Source organism: Georgenia sp. H159, assembly GCF_035607575.1.
Classification (GTDB): Bacteria; Actinomycetota; Actinomycetes; order Actinomycetales; family Actinomycetaceae; genus Oceanitalea.
The window spans coordinates 620,503-639,670 of sequence record NZ_JAYDZY010000001.1 but is presented as its reverse complement, the minus strand read 5'-3'; the positions used below and the strand labels follow the sequence as shown (position 1 = coordinate 639,670).

Genomic DNA, 19,168 nt, shown 5'->3' with positions numbered 1-19,168 from the left:
GTCCTGACGACGACGTTACCCCTCGGTCCCGCCGTCCTCCTCATCAGCGGGCTGGGACTCGGGGACCCCGACGTTCGCCAGCACGTGGACGGCGCCGAGCACGGAGATCGGCTCGTCGCTGCCCTCCGGCGGCACGGCGAAGGCGACGGGGATGAGGTAGTGCGCCTGTGCCACCTCGTCGATGGCCGGGTCCTGCCCCAGGAGCAGGCCGATGTCCCCGCCCGCCTCGAGCGAGGAGCCCTCGACCGTCTTGCGGATCGTCAGGCGTCCGTCGATGACACCGACGACGACGGCGCCCCCCTCGGCGGTCTGCATCGCCGAGACCGTGCCCTCACGCACCTCGTAGGTCTCACCGACCGCGCCGGCGACCTCGATCGTGGAACGCAGGGCGTCGATCATCTCGGCGTAGCCGGTGCGGAAGGGGTCGTCGGCGAAGAGCTCGGAGCTGTCCGGCTCGGCCAACAGGCCCGCGTACTGCTCGACGGTCTGCTGCGGCGTCGCCACGAGCCCCTCCGCGTCGGGAGCCAGCTGCGGGCTGCCGATCTCGGCGTTGGCCGTGCTGGGTGTCTGGGCACCCGGCAGGAGGGAGGTCCAGAACCACAGCTTGTACTGGTCGCGCGGCGTCTCCTGGGTGAGCACCAGCAGGAGCGGGAGGTTGGCGTCGTCGGGGACGCTGGAGACGACGTAGAGCGACCGGGGCCACTCGTCGGTGGCGGCGACGACCTCCACCTGGCTGCTGGTCGTCAGCGGCGTCGGTGCGCGGTCGCCCTCGGAGGCGGCGCTCAGCCGGTACTCGGCCTCGCGCATCGACAGGGCGGGCCCGGTCACGCGGTCGGTGAGGAGCTCGGCGTCCAGGGCGGCGTCGGCGTCGTCGATCGTCTCCTGGACGTCCGCGAGGATGCGCTCGATGCGGTCCTCGTCCAGGACGGGCAGCGGCGCCGTGGCCGCCGGCTCGGGCTGGGGCTGGGGGACCTCACCCGCGCAGCCGGCGAGCAGCAGGGCGGTGGTCGCGACACCGGCGGCGAGCCGCGCGGCCGTGTGCCTGGTGGATCCGGTCATCACCGCTCCTCCCGGTCGTCGGTCTGGTTCGTCTGGTCGGTCGTGTCGGCTGCGGGGCCTGGGGGCGCGCCGCGGCCGACCGCGGCACCGCCGAAGCCCCAGACCGAGCGCCAGGAGGTCGCCGTCGGGGCCCGGCCCTCCTCGTCGTCGTCCGCAGGAGGGTGCTCCCCCTCCGGCTCGCCGGGGGCCGGGGCCGGCTCGACGGCCGACTCCTCCGGCACCGGATCCGGCTCCTCCTCCGACGGGTCGACGACGGAGATGTCCGCCACCGGTTCGCGCTCGACGGTGGAACCGGCGGGCTGGTGCTCGGCGTCGGTCTCCCACGTCTCGGGATGGTCCTCGGCTGCCGGGTCCCGCTCGACGGTGGACGCCTCCTCCGGGTCGCGCCGGGCATCGACGTCGTCGGTCCCCGGTCCGGTCGCTGACGCACCGCTGTCCCCTGCGGGCCGTGCGTCGTCGTCGGCGTCCTCGTCCGCGGCGAGCGGGACGGGCGGCAGCCCTGCCTCGTGGTCGGTGTGGAGGTTCTGCTCAGCCCGTGCCATGTCCCGTTCCATCTCCCGGATCTGGCGGCGGGTCAGCCGCTCACCGGTCCCCGGGTCGGTGTCCGTGATGCTCAGCGGCGCTGCGCCGCCGCCCGCGTCGCGGCGGGCGCGGGCGTCCTCGCGCCGGCGCTCCTCACGGCGGGCGAGGACGTTCAGCACGAGCATCGTCAGGCCCGCGATGAGGGCGATCCCACCGACGACGATGGCGGGGACGAGCCAGGGGGTGGCCACCTGGCGGCCCCACTCGAGCTCGAGGTCCGGCGCCGGCCCGGCACCGTCGGTCGCCGCGACCAGGCTCCAGCGGCCGGGGCTGTCCGTCCACGTGAGCTCGGCCGAACCGGTGGAGGTGGTCTCGACGACCCACAGGTCGGAGCCTGCGGGGTTCGGCAAGGCGGCCTCGGTCGCCGCTCCGTCCGCCGGCGCCTCCGTCTCGCTGTCGGTCGCCGCGTCGGTCGGTGCCTCGGTCGCGTCCTGTCCGCCGCCGGTGACGACCTCGACGGTGAGCTCCTCCCACGAGGACAGGCCGGTGACGCGGGCGTGGTCGTTCTCCCCGAGCCAGGCCTCGACCTCCGCGGTCCGGCCGACGGCGAGCACGACGGGCTCGTCGTCCTCGGCGGTGGCCCGCACGGTGACCTCCGAGCCGACGGCGTCGAGCACCCCGGGCTCGGTGACGACCACGGGGACGTCCAGCCGCTCACCGAGAGCGAGGGTCGCGCGGTCGGACGAGCGCACGACCTCGGCCGCCACGAGGGCGGCGACGATGATGAGCACGCCGAGGACGGCGAGCATGAGGGGCAGTCTGCGTCGGGTCACGGGGTTGGGCTTCCTCCAGGCGGGCGCGGTGCGACGTCCCAGGATACGACGCGGTGACACGCGCGACGTTATCGGCTTGTGACCAAAGTGCGATGATCCGGGGCGGGGAGCGTAGCGGCCACCAGGGCCGAGCGCGACCGTCCGGGCCCCCGGCTACGCTGACGACGGCACGCACGAGCGTGCACCGCTGACCAGGAGGACAGATGAGCGAGGAGCATCCGGTGTTCCCTGTGGTCATGCGTGGGTACGACCGCGCACAGGTGGACCAGCGGGTCCATGCCCTGGAGACCGCCCTCGCGGGCGCCCGGGAGCAGGTCGCGGCGCTGGACGAGCGGACGATGCGGCTCTCCGGTGAGCTGTCCCAGGCCCAGCGCGAGCTCCGCGAGCGGGAGCAGCCCACCTATGCGGGCCTCGGCTCGCGGATCGAGCAGCTGCTGAGGTCCGCGGAGGAGCAGTCCGCCGGTGTCGTCGACCGCGCCCGCGCGCAGGCAGCGGAGGCGCTCGCCGCCGCGGAGCGGCGTGCCGCCGAGCTCACCGAGCGCGCGGAGTCCGAGGCCGCCGCGCGGGTGGCCACCGCCAGACGGCAGGCCGAGGAGGTGCTCGACGACGCGCAGCGCGAGGCCGGGTCGGCACGCGAGGTCGCCCAGCGCACCGCCGAGGAGCTCGTCTCCTCGGCCGAGCGGGAAGCCGCCAGGGTGCGCGAGTCCGTCCGCGACGAGGAGGAGCACCGCCGCGCCGACCTCGACCGCGAGCTCGCGCTCGCCCGCGCGACGGCGGAGCGCGAGGTCCTCGAGCTGCGTGCCGCCGCCGAGCAGGAGGTGACCGCCCTGCGCGCCGAGGCCACCCGGCTGCACCAGGAGGCCCAGAGCGTCCTCGAGCAGGCGCGCGCGGAGGCCGAGCAGCTGCGCCACCGGGCCGAGCTGGAGACCGCCGCGCTGCGCGAGGAGGCGGAGCGCGCCGCCGCGGAGGCGCACGCCCGCGCCCGCGCCGCCACCACCGCTCTCACCGAGGAGACCGAGCGGCGAGCCACGGACGCGGAGGCCCGGCTGGCCGAGTCGGTCGCCCGCACCGAGGCCGTCATCGCCGACGCCGACGCCGCCGCCGCGCGCCGGGTCGACCAGGCGCGCCTGGAGGCGGAACGCATCGTGGCCGACGCCCAGGCCGAGGCCGACGACCTGCTCCGTGTCACCGCCGACTCCGCGCGCGCAGAGCGGGACACCCTCCACGCCGAGATCGCCGACCTCACCCGCCAGCGCAAGGACATCACCACCTACCTCAACGAGCTGCGCAGCGTCCTGGCCACCCCCGCCACGGTCACCGCCGTCGCCGACCGTGCCGCGAATGACGCGGCCACGGCGGAGCCCGCCGAGAACGTCGAGCCCGCCGCCGCGGCTGCGGTGGACGAGGGGGGCGCCGATCCGGGCGACGCCCCGCCGGCTGATGCCGCGGCGGCAGACGCGGGGCACGCGGACGCGACCGCGACCAGTGCCATCGGGTCGGCCGACACCGAGCCGGCTGACGCCGCCGTCGACGAGGGCGGCGCCGGGCAGGGTGACGCCGTGGCCGACGCCACCGGGCCCGACTCCCCCGCGGCCGAGCCGGCCGACGAGGAGGGCGCCGAGTCGACCGCTCCGGGCCCCGCGGAGACCAGGCAGGCCGGCAGCGTCGAGCGGCGCACCACCAAGCGGACCGGCAAGCAGCGTCCCGCGACGGGGCGGAGCGACGCCGGCGAGCCGGAGGACGGGCGGACGGAGGTCATGGGCGCGGTGTCGGGTGAGACGGCCGTGCTCCCCGCCGTCGAGGACGACAGCCGCTGAGGCACCCCGGCGATCCTGGTCACCAGCGCTGCCGAGCCCCGGCAGGTGTGGGTAGCCTGGCTCCCAGCGTGTGAAGCGACGCTACGGGCGGGACGACCCGCTCGTCCGATCGACACGGGGACGGCCCCGTGGAACGGGACGTGGTTCTCTCATGTCCGCCCTGCGGTCCATCCTCACGCCCGCCGCGACCCTGCGGCTCCTGCTCGGCTGGGGCGCCGTCGTCGTCCTCAGCGGCCCCCTGCTCGCCGCGCCGGCCGCGGCCCCGCTGCTGCTCGGCGCCCTCGCCGCCATCGTCGGCGTCATCCTCGTGTGCGCCTTCGGCGTGGCCCACGAGGCCGAGCACCTCGCCCGCCGGCTCGGTGACCCCTACGGCTCGCTGGTCCTCACCCTGTCGATCGTGCTCATCGAGGTCGTCCTCATCTCCGCCGTCATGCTCGGCCCCGGGGACCACACGGCGATCGCGCGCGACTCGGTCATGGCCGTCGCGATGATCATCCTCAACGCGGTCGTCGGTCTGTGCCTCCTCGTCGGAGGGCTCCGTCACCGGTCGCTCGCACCCAACCGCGCCGGTACGACCGCCTACCTCGCGATGCTCGTCGTCCTCGTCTCGCTCGCCTTCGCGCTCCCCGCCGTCATCGGCGACGACGGCGCGTACACGACCGGGCAGGTGGTCGTCGTCGTCGCCCTCACCGTCGTCCTGTACGCCTTCTTCCTCGTCCGGCAGATGGGGCCGCAGGCCGAGGACTTCAGGGAGGTCGGTCCGCCCGTCGACGGCGCCCCCACCCGGCCCGTCAGCGTCGTGCGGGTCATCGCCGAGCACCGGACCGAGGTCCTCCTGCGTGCCGGGCTGCTCGTCGTCACGGTGCTGCCGATCGTCCTGCTGTCGCACGACATGGCGGCGCTGCTCGACGACGGCCTCGGGCGGGTCGGGGCGCCGGTCGCGCTGGCCGGGGTCCTCATCGCGATGATCGTCTTCCTGCCGGAGTCGATCACCTCCGTGCGCGCGGCGCTGCGCGGTGAGATCCAGCGGGTGAGCAACCTGTGCCACGGGGCCCTCGTCTCGACGGTGGGGCTCACCATCCCCAGCGTCCTCGTCATCGGGATGCTCACCGGGCAGAGCGTCGTGCTCGCCGAGTCACCGGCGAACCTCCTCCTGCTCGGCGTCTCGCTGCTGCTCACGGTGACGACCTTCACGGCGCCACGGGTCACGTCCGTCCACGGCGCCACCCACCTCGCGGTCTTCGCCGTCTACGGGCTCGCGCTGTTCTCCTGAGGCGGTGCGGGCGGCGTCGTCGTCGTCAGCGGACCATGCGGAGGTCGGCGATGCCGCCCCAGCGGGGGTCGACCTGCCGCTCGCCGTCGAGGGCGAAGCCGTTGCGCTCGTAGAACCGCTGCGCACGCTCGTTGCCCTCGGCCACCCACAGGAAGGCCGGGGCGTCCCCGACAGCGTGCTCGAGCAGGGCGCGCCCGAGGCCCTGGCCGTGCCAGTGCCGGAGCACGTAGAGCGAGGCGAGGAACAGCGGGCGAACGGCGTCGGCACCCGTCGCCCGCGCCGTTGCGAACCCGGCGAGCGCGCCGGTCTCCCGCTCGACGCCCACCCAGGTGATGCTGTCGCGCGGGTCGTCCAGGCGCGCGCGCCACCTCGTCGGGCCCTCCTCCTCCATCCGGTCGTAGACCCGGGTGGGGACCTCGTCGGCATAGGTCTCGCGCCAGGCGCGGACGTGGGCGGCGGCGAGGGCGTCGGCGTCACCGGGGTGGGCTGCGCGGATGTGGAGGGGACCTGCCATGGTCCAACGCTACGAGATCGCGCGCCGGGGCCGGACGCGCCGTCCTCTCGCCGGCGGCAGCCGACGGCCCACCGGTTGCGGTGGCGCTGGGAGGACCCCACGCTGGCTCCCACCGCGACCACAGGGAGTGACGATGTCCTCGACCTCTTCGGGCACCGACCCGGACCACCCGCAGAAGCCGGACTCGCCCGGTGACATCCGCAAGCCGTCGTGGACCTACGTGCTGCGCAAGACGCTTCGCGAGTTCATCCGCGACGACTGCACGACGCTCGCCGCCGGCCTGACGTACTACGCCGTGCTGTCGATCTTCCCGGCGCTCATCGCACTCGCCTCGATCCTCTCCCTCGTCGGCCAGGGTCAGCAGGGCACGAGCCAGATCACCACGATGCTCGAGGACGTCCTCCCCCCGGACACGTTCCGGCAGCTCGAGCCCGCCATCGAGAGCATCACGAGTGTCGGCTCCCCCGGCATCGGCCTGCTCATCGGTCTGCTCGTCGCGCTGTGGACCGCCTCGAACTACGTCACCGGCTTCGCCAAGGCGATGAACAAGATCTACGAGATCCCCGAGGGCCGGCCGATCTGGAAGCTGCGGCCGTGGACCTACCTGCTCACTCTCGTCCTGCTGCTGCTGGTGGCGGTGGCCGTCGTCATCCTCGTGGTCAGCGGACCGGTCGCGGAGACGGTCGGTGAGCTCGTCGGGCTCGGCTCCACGGCGGTGACCGTATGGAACATCGCGAAGTGGCCGGTGCTGCTCCTCGTCGTCATCATCGTCATCGCGCTGCTGTACTACGCCGCGCCCAACGTCAAGCAGCCGAAGTTCCGCTGGATCAGCATGGGGGCCGTCATCGCGATCGTCGTCGCGGCGCTCGCGACCGCCGCCTTCGGCCTGTACGTGACGCAGTTGGGCAGCTACAACGAGACCTACGGTGCCCTCGGTGGCGTCATCGTCTTCCTGCTGTGGCTGTGGATCATGAACCTGGCCCTGCTCTTCGGGGCCGAGTTCGACGCCGAGCTCGAGCGCGGCCGTCAGCTCCAGGCCGGCATCGAGGCCGAGGAGCAGATCCAGCTGCCGGCGCGGGACACCAAGGCCGCCGACAAGAAGGCCAAGCAGCACGAGCAGGACATCGAGCGCGGGCGGGCCCTGCGGCTGTCGCACGGCCGCACGCAGGACACCGACGAGGTGCCCGACACCGACGAGGCACGCAGCCGCGGCGGGGACCATGACGGCGACGACGCGGGCGAGCGGCGGCGCCGGAGCGGCGGGCCGCGCCACTGACACGCGGCGCCTCGGCGTGGGAGCAGTCGACGTGAGGGGTTCGGGTCCCGTGGGGACCCGGACCCCTCACGCCGGTGCGGTGCGCGACGGCGCCGCACGCCGGGCGGCCTAGGCTGGGCGGGTGGGCGAGGACGAGTGGGCGCGGCAACGGCGCGAGGCGGCGGACGTGCACGCCGACATGCTCCGGCGGCGGCAACGGGCCGAGCACGAGCGCGCCGCCGCCCTGCTGCGTGAGTTCGCCGCCGTCGCGCGTGACCGGCTGCCCGCCGAACGGTTGCGCGTCCGGGGCTACGGCGGGCGGGGCAGTGCCACCAGCAACGTCACCGGCTGGTACCTGCGCTCGGACCGCAGCGCCGGGATGAGCACCGACGGCGAGTTCTACGTCCTCACCGCGCCCCTGGGGCTGCGTGACCGGCTGACCGGCATCGCGCTCGAGCCGGCGGCGCCGCCCATGGTGCTCGGCGCCGGCGGCAAGGACGGTGAGTCCCTCGACCTCCCGGTCGCGCTCGAGCGTCTGCTGCCCGGCTGGCGCGGCCCGGCGGACGAGCCGGACGCCGGACGTCCACCGGCCACCCCCTGACCGCGGGCCCGGCGTCCGCCACCCTGTGCCGGGCCCGGCCGCCGGCCCCGCCCGACCGGCCGGCGACCGGGCAGTCAGCTGCCCGCGCCCTCGGGCGCCGGGGCCGTCATGCGTCGGCGGACGCGTGGAGCCGGCGCAGCGCGTCCGCGACGGCGTCGGGGTCCTCGATCGCGGTCATGTGCCCCGCCCGCGGGACCACGACGAGCTCCGCTCCCCCACCGAGCGCGTGGGCCATGGCCTGCGCGGCGCTCTGCGGGCTGCCCTTGTCCTCGGCTCCCCGCAGCACGAGGCCCGGGACCTCGAGGTCCTCCACCGCGGTGAGCCGGGCGGGACGGCCTGCCATCGCCCGCTGCGCCCAGGAGATGCCCTCGGCGGGTGCCTGGCTCAGCCACTCCCTCATCCGCGCCACGACCTGCGGGCGCTCGGCCAGAGTCGTCTCGCCCAGCACGGTCTCGACCATGCCGGCAACCGCGTCGGCGCCGGTCCGCTCGGCCTCCTCCGCCACGCGCAGGCGGTTGGCTCGGGCGTCGTCCGCGTCGGCGTCGGCGCGCGTGTCGAGCAGGCCGACAGCGGCGAGCAGGCCGCGGTGCCGCTCGGCGAGGGCGAGCAGCGCGTACCCGCCCATCGACAGTCCGGCGACGACGGCCCTGTCGATGCCCTCGGCACGCAGCGTCGCGGCGACGGCGTCGGCGTAGGTCTCCAGCGACGGTCCGGGCTCCCGGCCGACGGCGGCCGCGACGTCGTCCGGTGCGGGCGACCCACCGAACCCGGGGGCGTCCACGGTGACGACGGGCAGGTCGGTGAGGCGGGCGACGACGTCGTCCCACATCCGGGAGTCGAGCGGGAAGCCGTGGAGCAGGACGAGGGGCCGGCCGCCGGCCGGCCCGTGACGGTGCAGGGCGAGGGGTCCGGAACTCATGCTCCCGAGGATGGCACGCCCGCGCCTCGCCCGTCCTGTCTTCCCGACGGCCCGCTCCCGGTAGCGCGCCCACGTCCGGGCGACCAGGGCGAGGTCCGAGGCGGTGAGCTCCTCCCCCGAGCGGTCGAGCCGGTCGGAGTAGTAGAGCGCCGGCACACCGAGCTCGGCCTGCCGCACGACGTACCGGCGCCACTGGTCACGGTCGGGCATCGGCCACTGGTCGGTGTCGACGAGGTGGCCGGGCAGCACCGCCCGTACGACGGCGGCGCGTGCGGCAAGCTGGTCACCGACCGGGACGACGGCGCCCGCCGGGCCACGCCCGAGCACGTCGTTGGTCCGCACCATGTCGCACACGTCGGCGAAGGACGGGTGCGGCGTGTGCGTGACGAGGAGGGCGTCGGGCTTGGCCGCCTTCGCAGCCGCGTAGATCGTCCGCAGCAGCCGGTGGAGCGCGGCGACGCCCCACACCGGCGGTGGGCGGCTCGGGTGGTCGTCGGTCCACGCGCGCAGGTGCACCCCGGCGGGCGCGCGCTGGGTGAAGTCGATCTTGAACCCGTCGGCGTCGATCCCGTCGGGGCCGAGCAGGTGCCGCACCACGGTGGCGACGCGGGCGAGGTACGCCGGGTTCCCCGGGTCCGCGGCGACGGCCCGGCCGGAGGGGTCGACCACGCACTCGGCGTCGGGCAGGCCGGCCGGGTCCCAGGCCTTCCACCACAGCAGGACGCGCTGTCCGGCGGCGTGCCGCTCGGCGACCCACGCGCGCAGCTCCGGCCAGCGCCCGGGGTGCGGCTCCAGCGTCCCGTAGTGCTCCTGCCACCGGTCGTCGACGACGACGGTCCCCGGGACGACGTCGTGCTCGGCGAGAGTCGCCAGCAGGGTGTCGTAGACGTCCTGACGGGACATGTCGGGCGCGATCGGGACGCCGTCGGGCACGACGGCGGGCGGCAGGTCGTCGAGGAACCACGGGTGGCCCGCGCGTGCCCCTGGGAGCGGGGCGAGCGCGCACTGGACGCCCCAGCCGCAGACGATGGGCTCGGCCCACCAGTCGGCCTGCCGCCCGCCGGGCCCGTCCGGCGCGAGGCCCCGCCCGACGAGGTCGCTCCGGTAGTGCTCGAGCACCCGGTGCGGGCTCTCGCCCGGTCGCAGGACGAGCTCCGGCGTCGTGAAGGTGCCCTCGACCCGCGTGTGGCCGTCGTAGTCGAGGGCGACCCGGAAGCCGCCGTCGCTGGGGAGGTACCGGAGCTGGGTGAAGGTCAGGTCCTCGACGGGGGCCCGCAGCCACATGCCGAGCCAGTCGCCGCCGGGGACGTCGGTCGGCCCCGTGCTCGTCTCCCGGCCGAGCGCGAGGCACAGCGGTGGCGGGGAGAAGATCCCGTGCAGGCGGCCCGGGCTCGCGTCACCGACGACGCCGAGGGTGACGGGCGCGGCCGCCGGCCGCACGACCTCGATCGGCTCGGTCGGCGCGGGCGTGAAGACCGAGGCGTGCTCGGCGGAGGACCAGAACCAGCCGCACGCCGACGTCGCGAGGCTCGCGCGGCCCCCGAGGAGGCCGACCTCAGCGAGGATCCCCCGGCCCGTGACGGTCGCGCTCAGCGCCACCTCCCCCGGCGTGCAGGTGAGCCGCACCTCCTTGCGGTCCCACGCGCTGGAGCTCAGCCGCAGGACGACCTCGACCCTCCCGTCCGCCGTCGGCCCGCTCACGCTCGCCGGCCCGACGTCCCAGGAGACGTCGGCGACGTCGGTGCGGTCGACGGAGGCGAGCAGGCTGAGGTGGGACCAGATCCGGCCGTCGGTCCCGGCGAGGACCGCCCGCGGCGGGTGGGCGCGCACCTCGAGCTGATAGCTGTCGGTGGTCACCCGCACGGCACCGGGGCGCCGGTCGAGCACGACCGAGCCCGGGCCACACGCCCCTGGTGCACCCCCGTCTCCGGGGGGCGGTGCGTGTGACCCGGGCACGAGCCGCTAGTCGACGTTGCTCTCGTAGGCGCGCATCACCGTGTCCTGCGCGTCGGTGAGAGCCTGCTCAGGGGTCTTGTCACCGAGCAGCGCCGCGGTCATCGCGTTGGTCAGCTCGTTCACGATCTCCTGGCCGACCGGCGAGGCGCCGACCGACTGCCCGTAGTCGAGCACCTCGTAGTAGGTCTCGATGACCTGGTCCATGCCCTCGTTGCCGGTCGGCTCGAGGTACGTGTCGCGAATGGTCTGGTCGGCCTCGGGAGAGCCGGTGAACAGGCCGGTGAAGACGCCGTTGTTCTCCTCCAGGGTGGCCGCTCGGGCCGCCCCTGCCGCCTCCCAGGCCTCGAGCGAGGTGACCTCGACCATCCAGGCACACGCCCCGTCCGGGTTCTCCGCGCCGGCGGGGATGACGAAGGCCGTGCCACCGGCGACGGCGAAGTTCTCGCCATCGGCGTTCTTGAACGGCACTGCGTTGAGCTGGACCTCGTCGATGTACGGGGAGAGCACGTTCGGGTACCACTGGGCGTTGATCTGCGCGCCGACCTGGTCCGCGACGTACTGGTTCTGCTCACCGAAGAAGTCGAAGGAGTCGGTGAAGCTCTTGTACGGCGCGTAGCCGCCCTGCGCGTCGATGATCTGCTTGACGTGCTCGATCGCCGCCGCGTTCGCAGGGTCGTCGAGCGTGGGAGCGCCCTCCTCGTCGGTGAGGGTGCCGCCCATGCCGAGGAGCCACAGGGTGACCTGGCCGGTGGGCTGCGGGTCGAAGCCGAGCGTCGTCGGGTTGCCGCCGCTCTCCGCGTACATCGCCTCGACGGCGGGCAGCAGGACCTCGAGGTCCGAGGTGTCGATCTGCTCGTTCGTCACGCCGGCGGCGTCCATGACGTCCTTGTTCAGCAGGACGGCCGGCGGCTGGTAGAACTGCGGGGTCGCCCAGACCTGGTCGTTCCACCGCACGTCGTCGACGACGAACGGGTACCAGCGCTCGTCGGGCGTGACCTCGTGCGCCTCGAAACACTGGTCCAGCGGCTGGATGAGGTCCTGCGCGGCGTAGGTGCCGACGTAGCGGCGGTCCATCTGGACGACGTCGGGGACGTCCCCGCTGGCCATCCGCGTGGTGAACTTCTGGGCGTCGAAGGACGTGGGGTCGAGCTGGATCTCGAGGTCCCCGAGGGTCTCCTCGGCGTGGTCGAGGCGAGCCTGGCCGACGTCGTCGGCGTTGTCGAAGGCCCAGGCGTCGACCGCCCCGGAGGCCTCGGCGGTGAACCCTCCACCCTCGCCGTTGCCGTCGGCGTCCGCGCCGCCGTCACCGTCGCCGTCACCTCCTCCACACGCCGCGAGGGCCAGGAGGACGGGGGCGACTCCCATCGCGACGAACGCGGAATGACGCTTCTTCATGTCGTTCCCTTCGAAGTCGGTCACCCGACGTCCTCGTCGGGCGTGGTGCTCGGTCCCGATGTGGGAACCTTCCCACATCGTCAAACTAGCGGAGTGTGACCTGGCACACAAGAACCTACTGCGGCGGTGACACCCTCCGCAGCGAACGTGATGGAACCGTGACGTGGTCCGGGTTCCCGGGCCGCCGGCGACGCGTGCGTCCCACCGCGCTCACCCCTTGCGGCCCGTCGTGGCGATGCCCTCGATGAAGTAGCGCTGACCGAAGGCGAAGAGGACGAGCATCGGCAGCGTGACGATGAGCGAGGCCACCATGACGTACTGGTAGTCGCCGTGCCCTCCGGCCGTCGGGCTGTACCGGGTCATCGCGTAGGCGATGCCGAGCGGGGCGGTGAAGTCCTCGACGCTGCCGGCGTTGAGGTAGATGAGCGCCTGCTGCAGGTTGTTCCAGCTGGCCTGGAACTCGAAGAGGAACACGATGATGAACGAGGGGATCGACAGCGGCATGACGATGCGCCAGAAGATCCGCCAGTAGCTCGCGCCGTCGACGCGGGCCGCCTCGAACAGCTCCCTGGGCAGCCCGAGGAGGAACTGGCGCTGGAGGAAGATGTAGAAGGCGGAGCCGAACAGGTTGAAGGCCCACAGCGGTGCCCAGGTCCCGAGCAGCCCGACCTCCTTCCAGATGAGGTACACCGGCACCATCGTCACGGCTCCGGGCAGCATCATTGTCGCGAGGACGAGCCCGAACATGGCGTTACGCCCGGGAAAGCGGAACTGGGCGAACCCGAAGGCGACCATCGTGCTCGAGATCGCCACCGTCGTCGCCGCCAGCAGGGCGATCGCCACGCTGTTGAACAACCAGCTGAGCAGGGGCAGCTGAGCCCACGTCTCCGCGTAGTTCGACCACACGAAGGTCTCGGGGATGAGCTTGTTGTCGAAGACCTGCCCCCGCGGCTTGAGGCTGGCCGCCAGCAGCCACGCGAACGGGTACATGAAGATGAGGGCGAAGGCAATGACAAGGACCCACAGCACCGCCTTGCCCGGCGTGAGCCGGAACGGCGGCTTGCGGCGGCGGCGGGTGCCGTAGCGCTCCTTCCCGGCGGTCTCGTCGGCGACGCGGTCGGTCGCGACGACCGCCTCCGGCATGTTGACTGCGGACATCAGCGCGCCCCCTCGTAGAAGACCAGCCGGTTGCCGACCCTCACCTGGATCGCCGTGATGATCATGATGATGACGAACATGAGCCACGCCATCGCCGAGGCGAAGCCGAAGTTGAACTGCCGGAAGGCCTGCTGGAACAGGTACACCGCGTAGAACAGCGAGGCCTCCGGCGCGGCGTTGTTCTGGTCGCGCCAGAAGAGCAGGTAGGCCTGGTCGAAGGTCTGGAACGCCGCGATGCTCAGCACGATGATGTTGAAGAACAGCGCCGGGGAGATCATCGGCAGCGTGATGGAGAAGAACTGGCGCACGGGCCCGGCGCCGTCGATGGAGGCGACCTCGTAGAGCTCCCGCGGCACGTTCTTCAGGGCCGCGAGGAAGATGACCATCGTGCCGCTGACCGCCCACAGCGACATAAGCACGATCGAGGGCTTGACCCAGTCCGGGTCGACGAGCCACTGCGGCCCCTGGATCCCGACGGCCGCCAGGCCCTGGTTGATCGCACCGGTGTTGCCGTTGAGCAGGAGGAAGAAGACCGCGGCCGTGGCGACAGCCGGGGTCATCTTCGGCAGGTAGTAGATGGTTCTGAACACCCCGCTGCCCCGGCCGAGACGCGCGAGCAGCATCGCCAGCCCGAGCGCGAAGAGGATCTCCAGCGGCACGAGCATGACGGCGTAGAACAGGGTGTTGGCCAGCGAGACCCGCACCCGGGGGTCGTCGATGAGGTTCTCGAAGTTCCGGGTGCCGACGGGGCGCATCTCGCCCGTCGCCAGGCTGTAGTCGCTGAACGCGATGAACAGGCTCCAGATCATCGCGCCGGCCGTGAAGATGAGGAAGCCCAGGATCCACGGCGAGATGAACATCAGCCCGGCCAGCGCCTCACGGCGGTTGTACTTGACCTTGCCCTTGCGGGCGCGCCGCGACGCGCGGGCCGTCTGCGGTGACGCACCCGCACCCTGCGTGATCGACTCAGCCACCGTGCGCCCCGAGGACGCCGAGATACCACCCCGTGATCGACTCAGCCACCGTGCGCCCCGAGGACGCCGAGATACCACCCCATCGTCATCGCCACCCCTCACCTCGGCCTGGCAACGTTGCCAGATTCGGAGAGTAACGCCGTCCCCCGACACCGGCAAGCACTCGCCCCGGCCCCCGCCCAGGCGCGCGACTCAGGGTGCGCCGCGCGCCGCCTCGAGGAGCGCACCGACCCCGCCCGACGGGGAGGAGAGCACCGGGGTCCCGTCGGTGTCGCCGTCGAGCGCGGCGGCCATCGAGGCCTGGGCGAGGACGACGACGTCGCTCTCCTCGGCGCACCGGGCAACGGCCGCCCGCACCCGCGCGTCGTGCCCGGCGTGGTCACCCGCGGCCCGGGCCGCGGCAGCGCCCTCGACGACGGTGGCCGTGACCGTCACCCGTGCTCCCGACCGCGTGACGGCGTCGTCGACGAGCCGGCCCGTGGGACCGAGCGTGGAGCTCAGCGTGGCGAGCACCGCGACGCGTCCCGGCCTGCCGGCGGCGCGCCCCGCTGCCACGGCGAGGTCGACGGCGTCGTGCGCCATCGGCTCGTCCACCCGGACCACCGGGAGTCCGGCACGCTCGGCGGCACCGGCCGCGGTCTCACCGATCGAGGAGCAGGTGAGGAGCACCGCCCGTGCGCCCGACCCGGCGAGGTGGGCGGCGTGCTCGGCGACACGCTCGTGCACCCGTTCGTCGACCCCCGTGTCGATGGCCGTGCGCAGCAGCCAGGCGTCGGCGACGTGGATCGTCCGCACGGTGGGCGCCGCCGCGGTGAGGAGCTGCTCGAAGGTGCCGGCGAGCGCGGGCACGGTGTGGACGAGCCCGACGACGAGCGGCCGGTTCATGCCTCGGTCCACGGCCGGGCGTACGCGTCGACGACGGCGGTGAGGCGCTCGAGGCGGGGGACGGACACCTCGGCCAGCCGGGCCGGGACGTCCGGGTGTCCGACGACGTCGCTCCACAGCGCCCGTCCCGCCAGGAACCCGGACGCACCGGCGCGGCACGCGGCGGTGACCGCGTCGAGGAAGTCGTCGCGGTGCACGCCCTGGGAGAGCACGACCCAGGGGCCGGTGACGTCGGTCGCCAGGGCGGCGCAGGCGTCCTGCAGCTGCCGGGGCTCGGCCCGTCCGGCGAGCGGGACCTGGACCTTGTACAGGCTCTGCCCCAGCGGGGAGAGCTCGCGGGCGGCCTCCCGGATCGCCGCCTCCGGGTCGAAGTCCTCCTCCCCCGGTGCCGCGCGGACGACGGGCTCCAGGACGGACAGCACCCCGTGCTCCCGGGCCGCCGCGACGAACCGGCGGGCGAGCTCGACCCGGGCCTCGCGCCGGTCGTCACGCCGCCAGATGACGAGCAGCTTGAGCGCGCTGACGCCGGCGAGGTCCAGGGCCAGGGCGTCGGTGTCGAGGTCGGTGTCCTCCACCGGGCCCCCCGGCTCCTGCTGCAGCGCGTCGACGGCGAGGATGAGCCCGACGGACGCGGGCAGCAGGGCCTGCGCCTCGCGGAAGCCGTAGTGGCGGTCGATGAGGAACCCCGAGGCCAGCGGGCCGAGACGCGCGGCGACCGCGAGCTTGAAGTCGACGAGCTCGCTGTCCGGCGGCCGGCCCGCGCCGGCCTCGTCGAACATGTGCCGCAGGCTCTCCCGCTGGTCCATCGCGACCATGGCGAGGCCACCGGACCCACGCGCGATGGCGTCGAGGCTCGTCGTCACGGCTGCTCCCTCCTCGGCGCAGTGCGTCAATCCTGGGGCCGCGCCGAGCAGGCTGTCAACGACGCGGGCCTCGACAGCGGCGCGCGACCCCTAGGCCCGCCGCCAGCAGGCGGTGTGCCAGTGGCGCCGCTCCTCCAGGCCGGCACCGAGGATGGGCTGGGTCGGCCACGCCACGACGTGGGCCGTCCCGGCGGGCACGAGCTGGTGGCAGCCGGGGCACCGGTAGTCCTTGTCGCCACCACGCACCGCGCGCACGGTGTAGGGCTCCCCTCCGGGGCCGGTCTCGGTGCGCGGGACCGAGCCGATGCGGTCGGGGTCGAGCGGGACGTGCGGCTCCCCGTAGGGACGCTTGTGCCCGCGCCGGGCCCGTGCCATCAGGGCGCCGACGACGACGCAGCCGGGGCGCCGTCGTCGTCCGTCCGCAGCGACGGCAGTGCCGCCGCCTCCTCCACCCCGGGCAGCGACCCCCTGCGGATGAGCTCGCGGTACCAGAGCGCGGAGTCCTTCGGCACGCGCTCGAGCGTGCCCTCCTCGGCCCGGACGATCCCGAACCGCTTGGAGTACCCGTAGGCCCACTCGAAGTTGTCGATGAAGGACCACGCGAGGTAGCCGCGCAGGTCCGCCCCGGCGTCGCGGGCGGCGAGCACCGCCGTGACGTGGGAGTGGAGGTAGGCCACCCGGGCGGTGTCGTGCACCCGGCCGTCCGGGGAGACGCCGTCGTCGAAGGCCGCGCCGTTCTCGGTGACGAGGAGTGGCTGGTCGGGGTAGGCGTTGTCGAGGGCGAGCAGCAGCTCCCGCAGCGCGTCGGGCGCGATGTTCCAGCCCATCGCGGTGTGGGGCGGGTCGACGGGAAGGAACTCGACGTCGTCGGCCCCCACCCACGGGGAGGCCGCCACCGCACCGTGCCCGTCGGCGCGGGGTGCCCTCCCGTCGCCGTCGTACCGGCGCACGAGCTGGGTGGAGTAGTAGTTCACGCCCAGCACGTCGAGCCGCTGGCGGGTGGTCGTGAGGTCGCCGGGCCGCACGAAGGACCAGTCGGTGAGGTGCTCGGTGTCGCGCAGCAAGCGCGTGGGGTAGCTGCCGTCCATGAGCGGGCCGAGGAAGACGTGGTTCCCGACGGCGTCGATCTGGGCCACCGCCTCCAGGTCCGCGCCCGACTCGGGGTCGGCGGGGTGGGTGACGTGGAGGTTGAGCGCGACCGAGACGGGGGTGTCCTCGCCGAGCTCGGCACGGATCGCCTCGGTGGCCAGCCCGTGGCCGAGGTTGAGGTGGTGCGCCGCGGCGAGCGCGGCGGCCGGGTCGGTGCGGCCCGGGGCGTGGACGCCCGACGCGTAGCCGAGGAACGCCGCGCACCACGGCTCGTTGACCGTCATCCACAACGCGACCCGGTCCCCCAGCTCGCGCGCCATGAGCCGGGCGTACTCGGCGAAGGCGTAGGCGGTCTCGCGGTCCGGCCAGCCGCCGGCGTCCTCCAGCTCCTGCGGCAGGTCCCAGTGGTAGAGCGTGACGACGGGGGCGATGCCGTGGGCCAGCAGCTCGTCGAGGAGCTCGCGGTAGAAGGCGACGCCGCGGGGGTTGAGCGGGCCGCGGCCACCCGGCTGGACCCGGGGCCAGGAGATGGACAGGCGGTAGGCCTGCACCCCGAGGTCGGACATGAGGGCCACGTCCTCGCGCCACCGGTGGTAGTGGTCCACGGCCACGTCACCGGTGTCCCCGCCCAGCACCCGCCCCGGGGTGTGGGAGAAGGTGTCCCAGATGGACGGGCCGCGCCCGTCCTCGCGGGCCGCGCCCTCGACCTGGTAGGAGGCGGTGGCCACCCCCCAGCGGAAGTCCTGCCACATCACACGATCACTCCGTTCCGGACGACCTCGACGGGTCGCAGCTCGTTGTCCGTGACGACGACGTCGGCCCGTCTGCCTGCCTCGAGGGCACCGACGGTCCCGTCCCCGAGGACGGCGGCGGGCCCGGTGGCGGCCGCGTAGACGGCGTCGACGAGGTCCACCCCGCCGGCCACCGTCGTGCGGACGACGTCGAGGAGGTGGGCGGTGCCGCCGGCGATCGAGCCGCCGTCGGTCAGCCGCGCGACGCCGTCGGCGACGGTGACGGCGAGGGAGCCGAGCTGGTAGTCGCCGTCGGGCATGCCCGCGGCGGCCATCGCGTCGGTGACGAGGACGACGTTGTCCCGGCCGGCGATCTCCAGGACGTTGCGCACGAGCGACGGGGCGAGGTGGGTGCCGTCGGCGATGAGCTCGAGCACGAGGCGACTGTCGCGGGCCGCGGCGAGGAACTCCGGGATCGGGCCGGGGGCGCGGTGGTGCATCGGGTTCATCCCGTTGCACAGGTGGGTGACGGTGGGACGGGCCGAGCGGGCCGCGGCCTCGCCGTCGAGCTGGTCGACGGCCTCGGCGACGGCGGCCCGGGCCTCCTCGGCGGTCGCGACGGTGTGACCGAAGGACGGCAGCGCCCCGCCGGCGACGAGGGTGTGGCTCACCCCGCCCTCCCCCGTCACGCCCGGCGCCTCGGGGGCGACGGTCATCGTCACGACGTGCCCGCGGCCGAGCTCGAGCAGCTCCCTGGTCAGGGCGGGGTCCGGCGCCTGGATGGCGGCCGGGTTCTGCGCCCCGCACCTGTCCGCGGAGATGAACGGCCCCTCGAAGTGGATACCCGCGATCTCGCCGGCCTCCGCGAGCTCGACGAGCGTCGCGGTGCGGGCGCGCAGCGTCTCCGGCGGTGCGGTGACGAGCGAGGCGACGAGGGAGGTCGTGCCGTGGCGCAGGTGCTCGGCCACGGCCGTCCGGGCGGTCGCGGCGTCCTCGGCGTCGGGGAAGCTCGCCCCGCCGCCGCCGTGGCAGTGGAGGTCGACGAGTCCGGGCAGGACGTAGCCCTCCCCGGCCGGTGCGGCCGCGACGATCTCCCGCAGGTCGGCGGGGGCCTCGGCGACGGGCCCCACCCAGGTGAGGGTCCCGCCGTCGTGCACGACGACGCCGTCGTCGATGAGACGGTCGGGTGTGACGACACGGCCCCGGATCGCTGCAGTCATGTCCCCATTCTGCCCTGGCGCACCGTCGTCGAGCTCGCACCGCGCCACCTCCGCCGACAGCTGGATCGTGTACCCCGCTCGCGCACACGATCCAGCTCTCGGCG

Annotated in this window: 16 protein-coding genes; 4 read left to right on the top strand and 12 right to left on the bottom strand. The window is 73.9% G+C overall.

Going from position 1 to position 19,168, the window contains the following annotated elements; all coding sequences use genetic code 11:
* Positions 1–15 precede the first annotated feature (15 nt).
* Positions 16–1,059, bottom strand: coding sequence for a hypothetical protein (locus VR894_RS02960; protein ID WP_324649814.1), 1,044 nt, complete (start codon positions 1,057–1,059; stop codon positions 16–18).
* Positions 1,059–2,414, bottom strand: coding sequence for a hypothetical protein (locus VR894_RS02955; RefSeq protein WP_324649812.1), 1,356 nt, complete (start codon positions 2,412–2,414; stop codon positions 1,059–1,061). Before VR894_RS02955 ends, VR894_RS02960 begins: the two co-directional genes overlap by 1 nt.
* A gap of 203 nt (positions 2,415–2,617) precedes the next feature.
* Here VR894_RS02955 and VR894_RS02950 point away from each other — a divergent pair, with 203 nt between their 5' ends.
* Both VR894_RS02950 and VR894_RS02945 read left to right on the top strand, forming a co-directional pair.
* Positions 2,618–4,231, top strand: coding sequence for a hypothetical protein (locus tag VR894_RS02950; protein ID WP_324649811.1), 1,614 nt, complete (start codon positions 2,618–2,620; stop codon positions 4,229–4,231).
* 151 nt (positions 4,232–4,382) lie between these two features.
* Positions 4,383–5,504, top strand: a complete 1,122-nt coding sequence (locus VR894_RS02945; RefSeq protein ID WP_324649810.1) for a calcium:proton antiporter — start codon at positions 4,383–4,385, stop codon at positions 5,502–5,504.
* A 25-nt stretch (positions 5,505–5,529) separates the two neighbouring features.
* On the opposite strand, the gene VR894_RS02940 is transcribed toward VR894_RS02945, so the two are convergent.
* Positions 5,530–6,018 (bottom strand): GNAT family N-acetyltransferase, encoded by a 489-nt coding sequence (locus VR894_RS02940; RefSeq protein WP_324649809.1) that lies wholly within the window; start codon positions 6,016–6,018, stop codon positions 5,530–5,532.
* A gap of 133 nt (positions 6,019–6,151) precedes the next feature.
* Here VR894_RS02940 and VR894_RS02935 point away from each other — a divergent pair, with 133 nt between their 5' ends.
* On the top strand, positions 6,152–7,294 hold the full coding sequence (locus VR894_RS02935) for a YihY/virulence factor BrkB family protein (protein WP_324649808.1): 1,143 nt from the start codon (positions 6,152–6,154) through the stop codon (positions 7,292–7,294).
* 121 nt (positions 7,295–7,415) lie between these two features.
* Entirely contained in the window at positions 7,416–7,874 is a 459-nt protein-coding gene (locus VR894_RS02930; RefSeq protein WP_324649807.1) for a hypothetical protein, read from the top strand.
* 106 nt (positions 7,875–7,980) lie between these two features.
* Here the strand turns inward: VR894_RS02930 and VR894_RS02925 are convergent, their stop codons facing one another.
* The 9 genes from VR894_RS02925 to VR894_RS02885 form a co-directional block, all read right to left on the bottom strand.
* Positions 7,981–10,650 (bottom strand): alpha/beta fold hydrolase, encoded by a 2,670-nt coding sequence (locus VR894_RS02925; protein ID WP_324649806.1) that lies wholly within the window; start codon positions 10,648–10,650, stop codon positions 7,981–7,983.
* Between the two features lie 105 nt (positions 10,651–10,755).
* Positions 10,756–12,168 (bottom strand): ABC transporter substrate-binding protein, encoded by a 1,413-nt coding sequence (locus VR894_RS02920; protein ID WP_324649805.1) that lies wholly within the window; start codon positions 12,166–12,168, stop codon positions 10,756–10,758.
* 186 nt (positions 12,169–12,354) lie between these two features.
* Positions 12,355–13,302 carry a carbohydrate ABC transporter permease gene (locus VR894_RS02915; RefSeq protein ID WP_324649804.1) on the bottom strand — a complete coding sequence of 316 codons (948 nt, stop codon included), beginning with the start codon at positions 13,300–13,302 and terminating at the stop codon, positions 12,355–12,357.
* Positions 13,302–14,162: a sugar ABC transporter permease gene (locus VR894_RS02910; protein ID WP_324650047.1), complete on the bottom strand. Its 861-nt coding sequence runs from the start codon at positions 14,160–14,162 to the stop codon at positions 13,302–13,304. The genes VR894_RS02915 and VR894_RS02910 overlap by 1 nt, the downstream gene beginning before the upstream one ends.
* A 306-nt stretch (positions 14,163–14,468) precedes the next feature.
* Positions 14,469–15,161: an aspartate/glutamate racemase family protein gene (locus tag VR894_RS02905; RefSeq protein WP_324649803.1), complete on the bottom strand. Its 693-nt coding sequence runs from the start codon at positions 15,159–15,161 to the stop codon at positions 14,469–14,471.
* Positions 15,158–16,024, bottom strand: a complete 867-nt coding sequence (locus VR894_RS02900) for a hypothetical protein (RefSeq protein WP_324649802.1) — start codon at positions 16,022–16,024, stop codon at positions 15,158–15,160. The genes VR894_RS02905 and VR894_RS02900 overlap by 4 nt, the downstream gene beginning before the upstream one ends.
* 90 nt (positions 16,025–16,114) lie before the next feature.
* Complete coding sequence (locus VR894_RS02895; protein WP_324649801.1) at positions 16,115–16,399, bottom strand: hypothetical protein; 285 nt, start codon at positions 16,397–16,399, stop codon at positions 16,115–16,117.
* Complete coding sequence (locus VR894_RS02890; protein ID WP_324650046.1) at positions 16,399–17,865, bottom strand: GH1 family beta-glucosidase; 1,467 nt, start codon at positions 17,863–17,865, stop codon at positions 16,399–16,401. Before VR894_RS02890 ends, VR894_RS02895 begins: the two co-directional genes overlap by 1 nt.
* A complete protein-coding gene (locus VR894_RS02885) occupies positions 17,865–19,064 on the bottom strand; it encodes an N-acetylglucosamine-6-phosphate deacetylase (RefSeq protein ID WP_324649800.1) in 1,200 nt (399 codons plus the stop codon). The genes VR894_RS02890 and VR894_RS02885 overlap by 1 nt, the downstream gene beginning before the upstream one ends.
* Between the last annotated feature and the right edge of the window lie 104 nt (positions 19,065–19,168).

Bases quoted from the DNA above. Each gene is read 5' to 3' on its own strand.
- VR894_RS02960 (WP_324649814.1), bottom strand. From the start codon at position 1,059: ATGACCGGATCCACCAGGCACACGGCCGCGCGGCTCGCCGCCGGTGTC.
- VR894_RS02950 (WP_324649811.1), top strand. From the start codon at position 2,618: ATGAGCGAGGAGCATCCGGTGTTCCCTGTGGTCATGCGTGGGTACGAC.
- VR894_RS02945 (WP_324649810.1), top strand. From the start codon at position 4,383: ATGTCCGCCCTGCGGTCCATCCTCACGCCCGCCGCGACCCTGCGGCTC.
- VR894_RS02940 (WP_324649809.1), bottom strand. From the start codon at position 6,018: ATGGCAGGTCCCCTCCACATCCGCGCAGCCCACCCCGGTGACGCCGAC.
- VR894_RS02935 (WP_324649808.1), top strand. From the start codon at position 6,152: ATGTCCTCGACCTCTTCGGGCACCGACCCGGACCACCCGCAGAAGCCG.
- VR894_RS02915 (WP_324649804.1), bottom strand. From the start codon at position 13,302: ATGTCCGCAGTCAACATGCCGGAGGCGGTCGTCGCGACCGACCGCGTC.
- VR894_RS02910 (WP_324650047.1), bottom strand. From the start codon at position 14,162: ATGTTCATCTCGCCGTGGATCCTGGGCTTCCTCATCTTCACGGCCGGC.
- VR894_RS02905 (WP_324649803.1), bottom strand. From the start codon at position 15,161: ATGAACCGGCCGCTCGTCGTCGGGCTCGTCCACACCGTGCCCGCGCTC.
- VR894_RS02895 (WP_324649801.1), bottom strand. From the start codon at position 16,399: ATGGCACGGGCCCGGCGCGGGCACAAGCGTCCCTACGGGGAGCCGCAC.
- VR894_RS02890 (WP_324650046.1), bottom strand. From the start codon at position 17,865: ATGTGGCAGGACTTCCGCTGGGGGGTGGCCACCGCCTCCTACCAGGTC.
- VR894_RS02885 (WP_324649800.1), bottom strand. From the start codon at position 19,064: ATGACTGCAGCGATCCGGGGCCGTGTCGTCACACCCGACCGTCTCATC.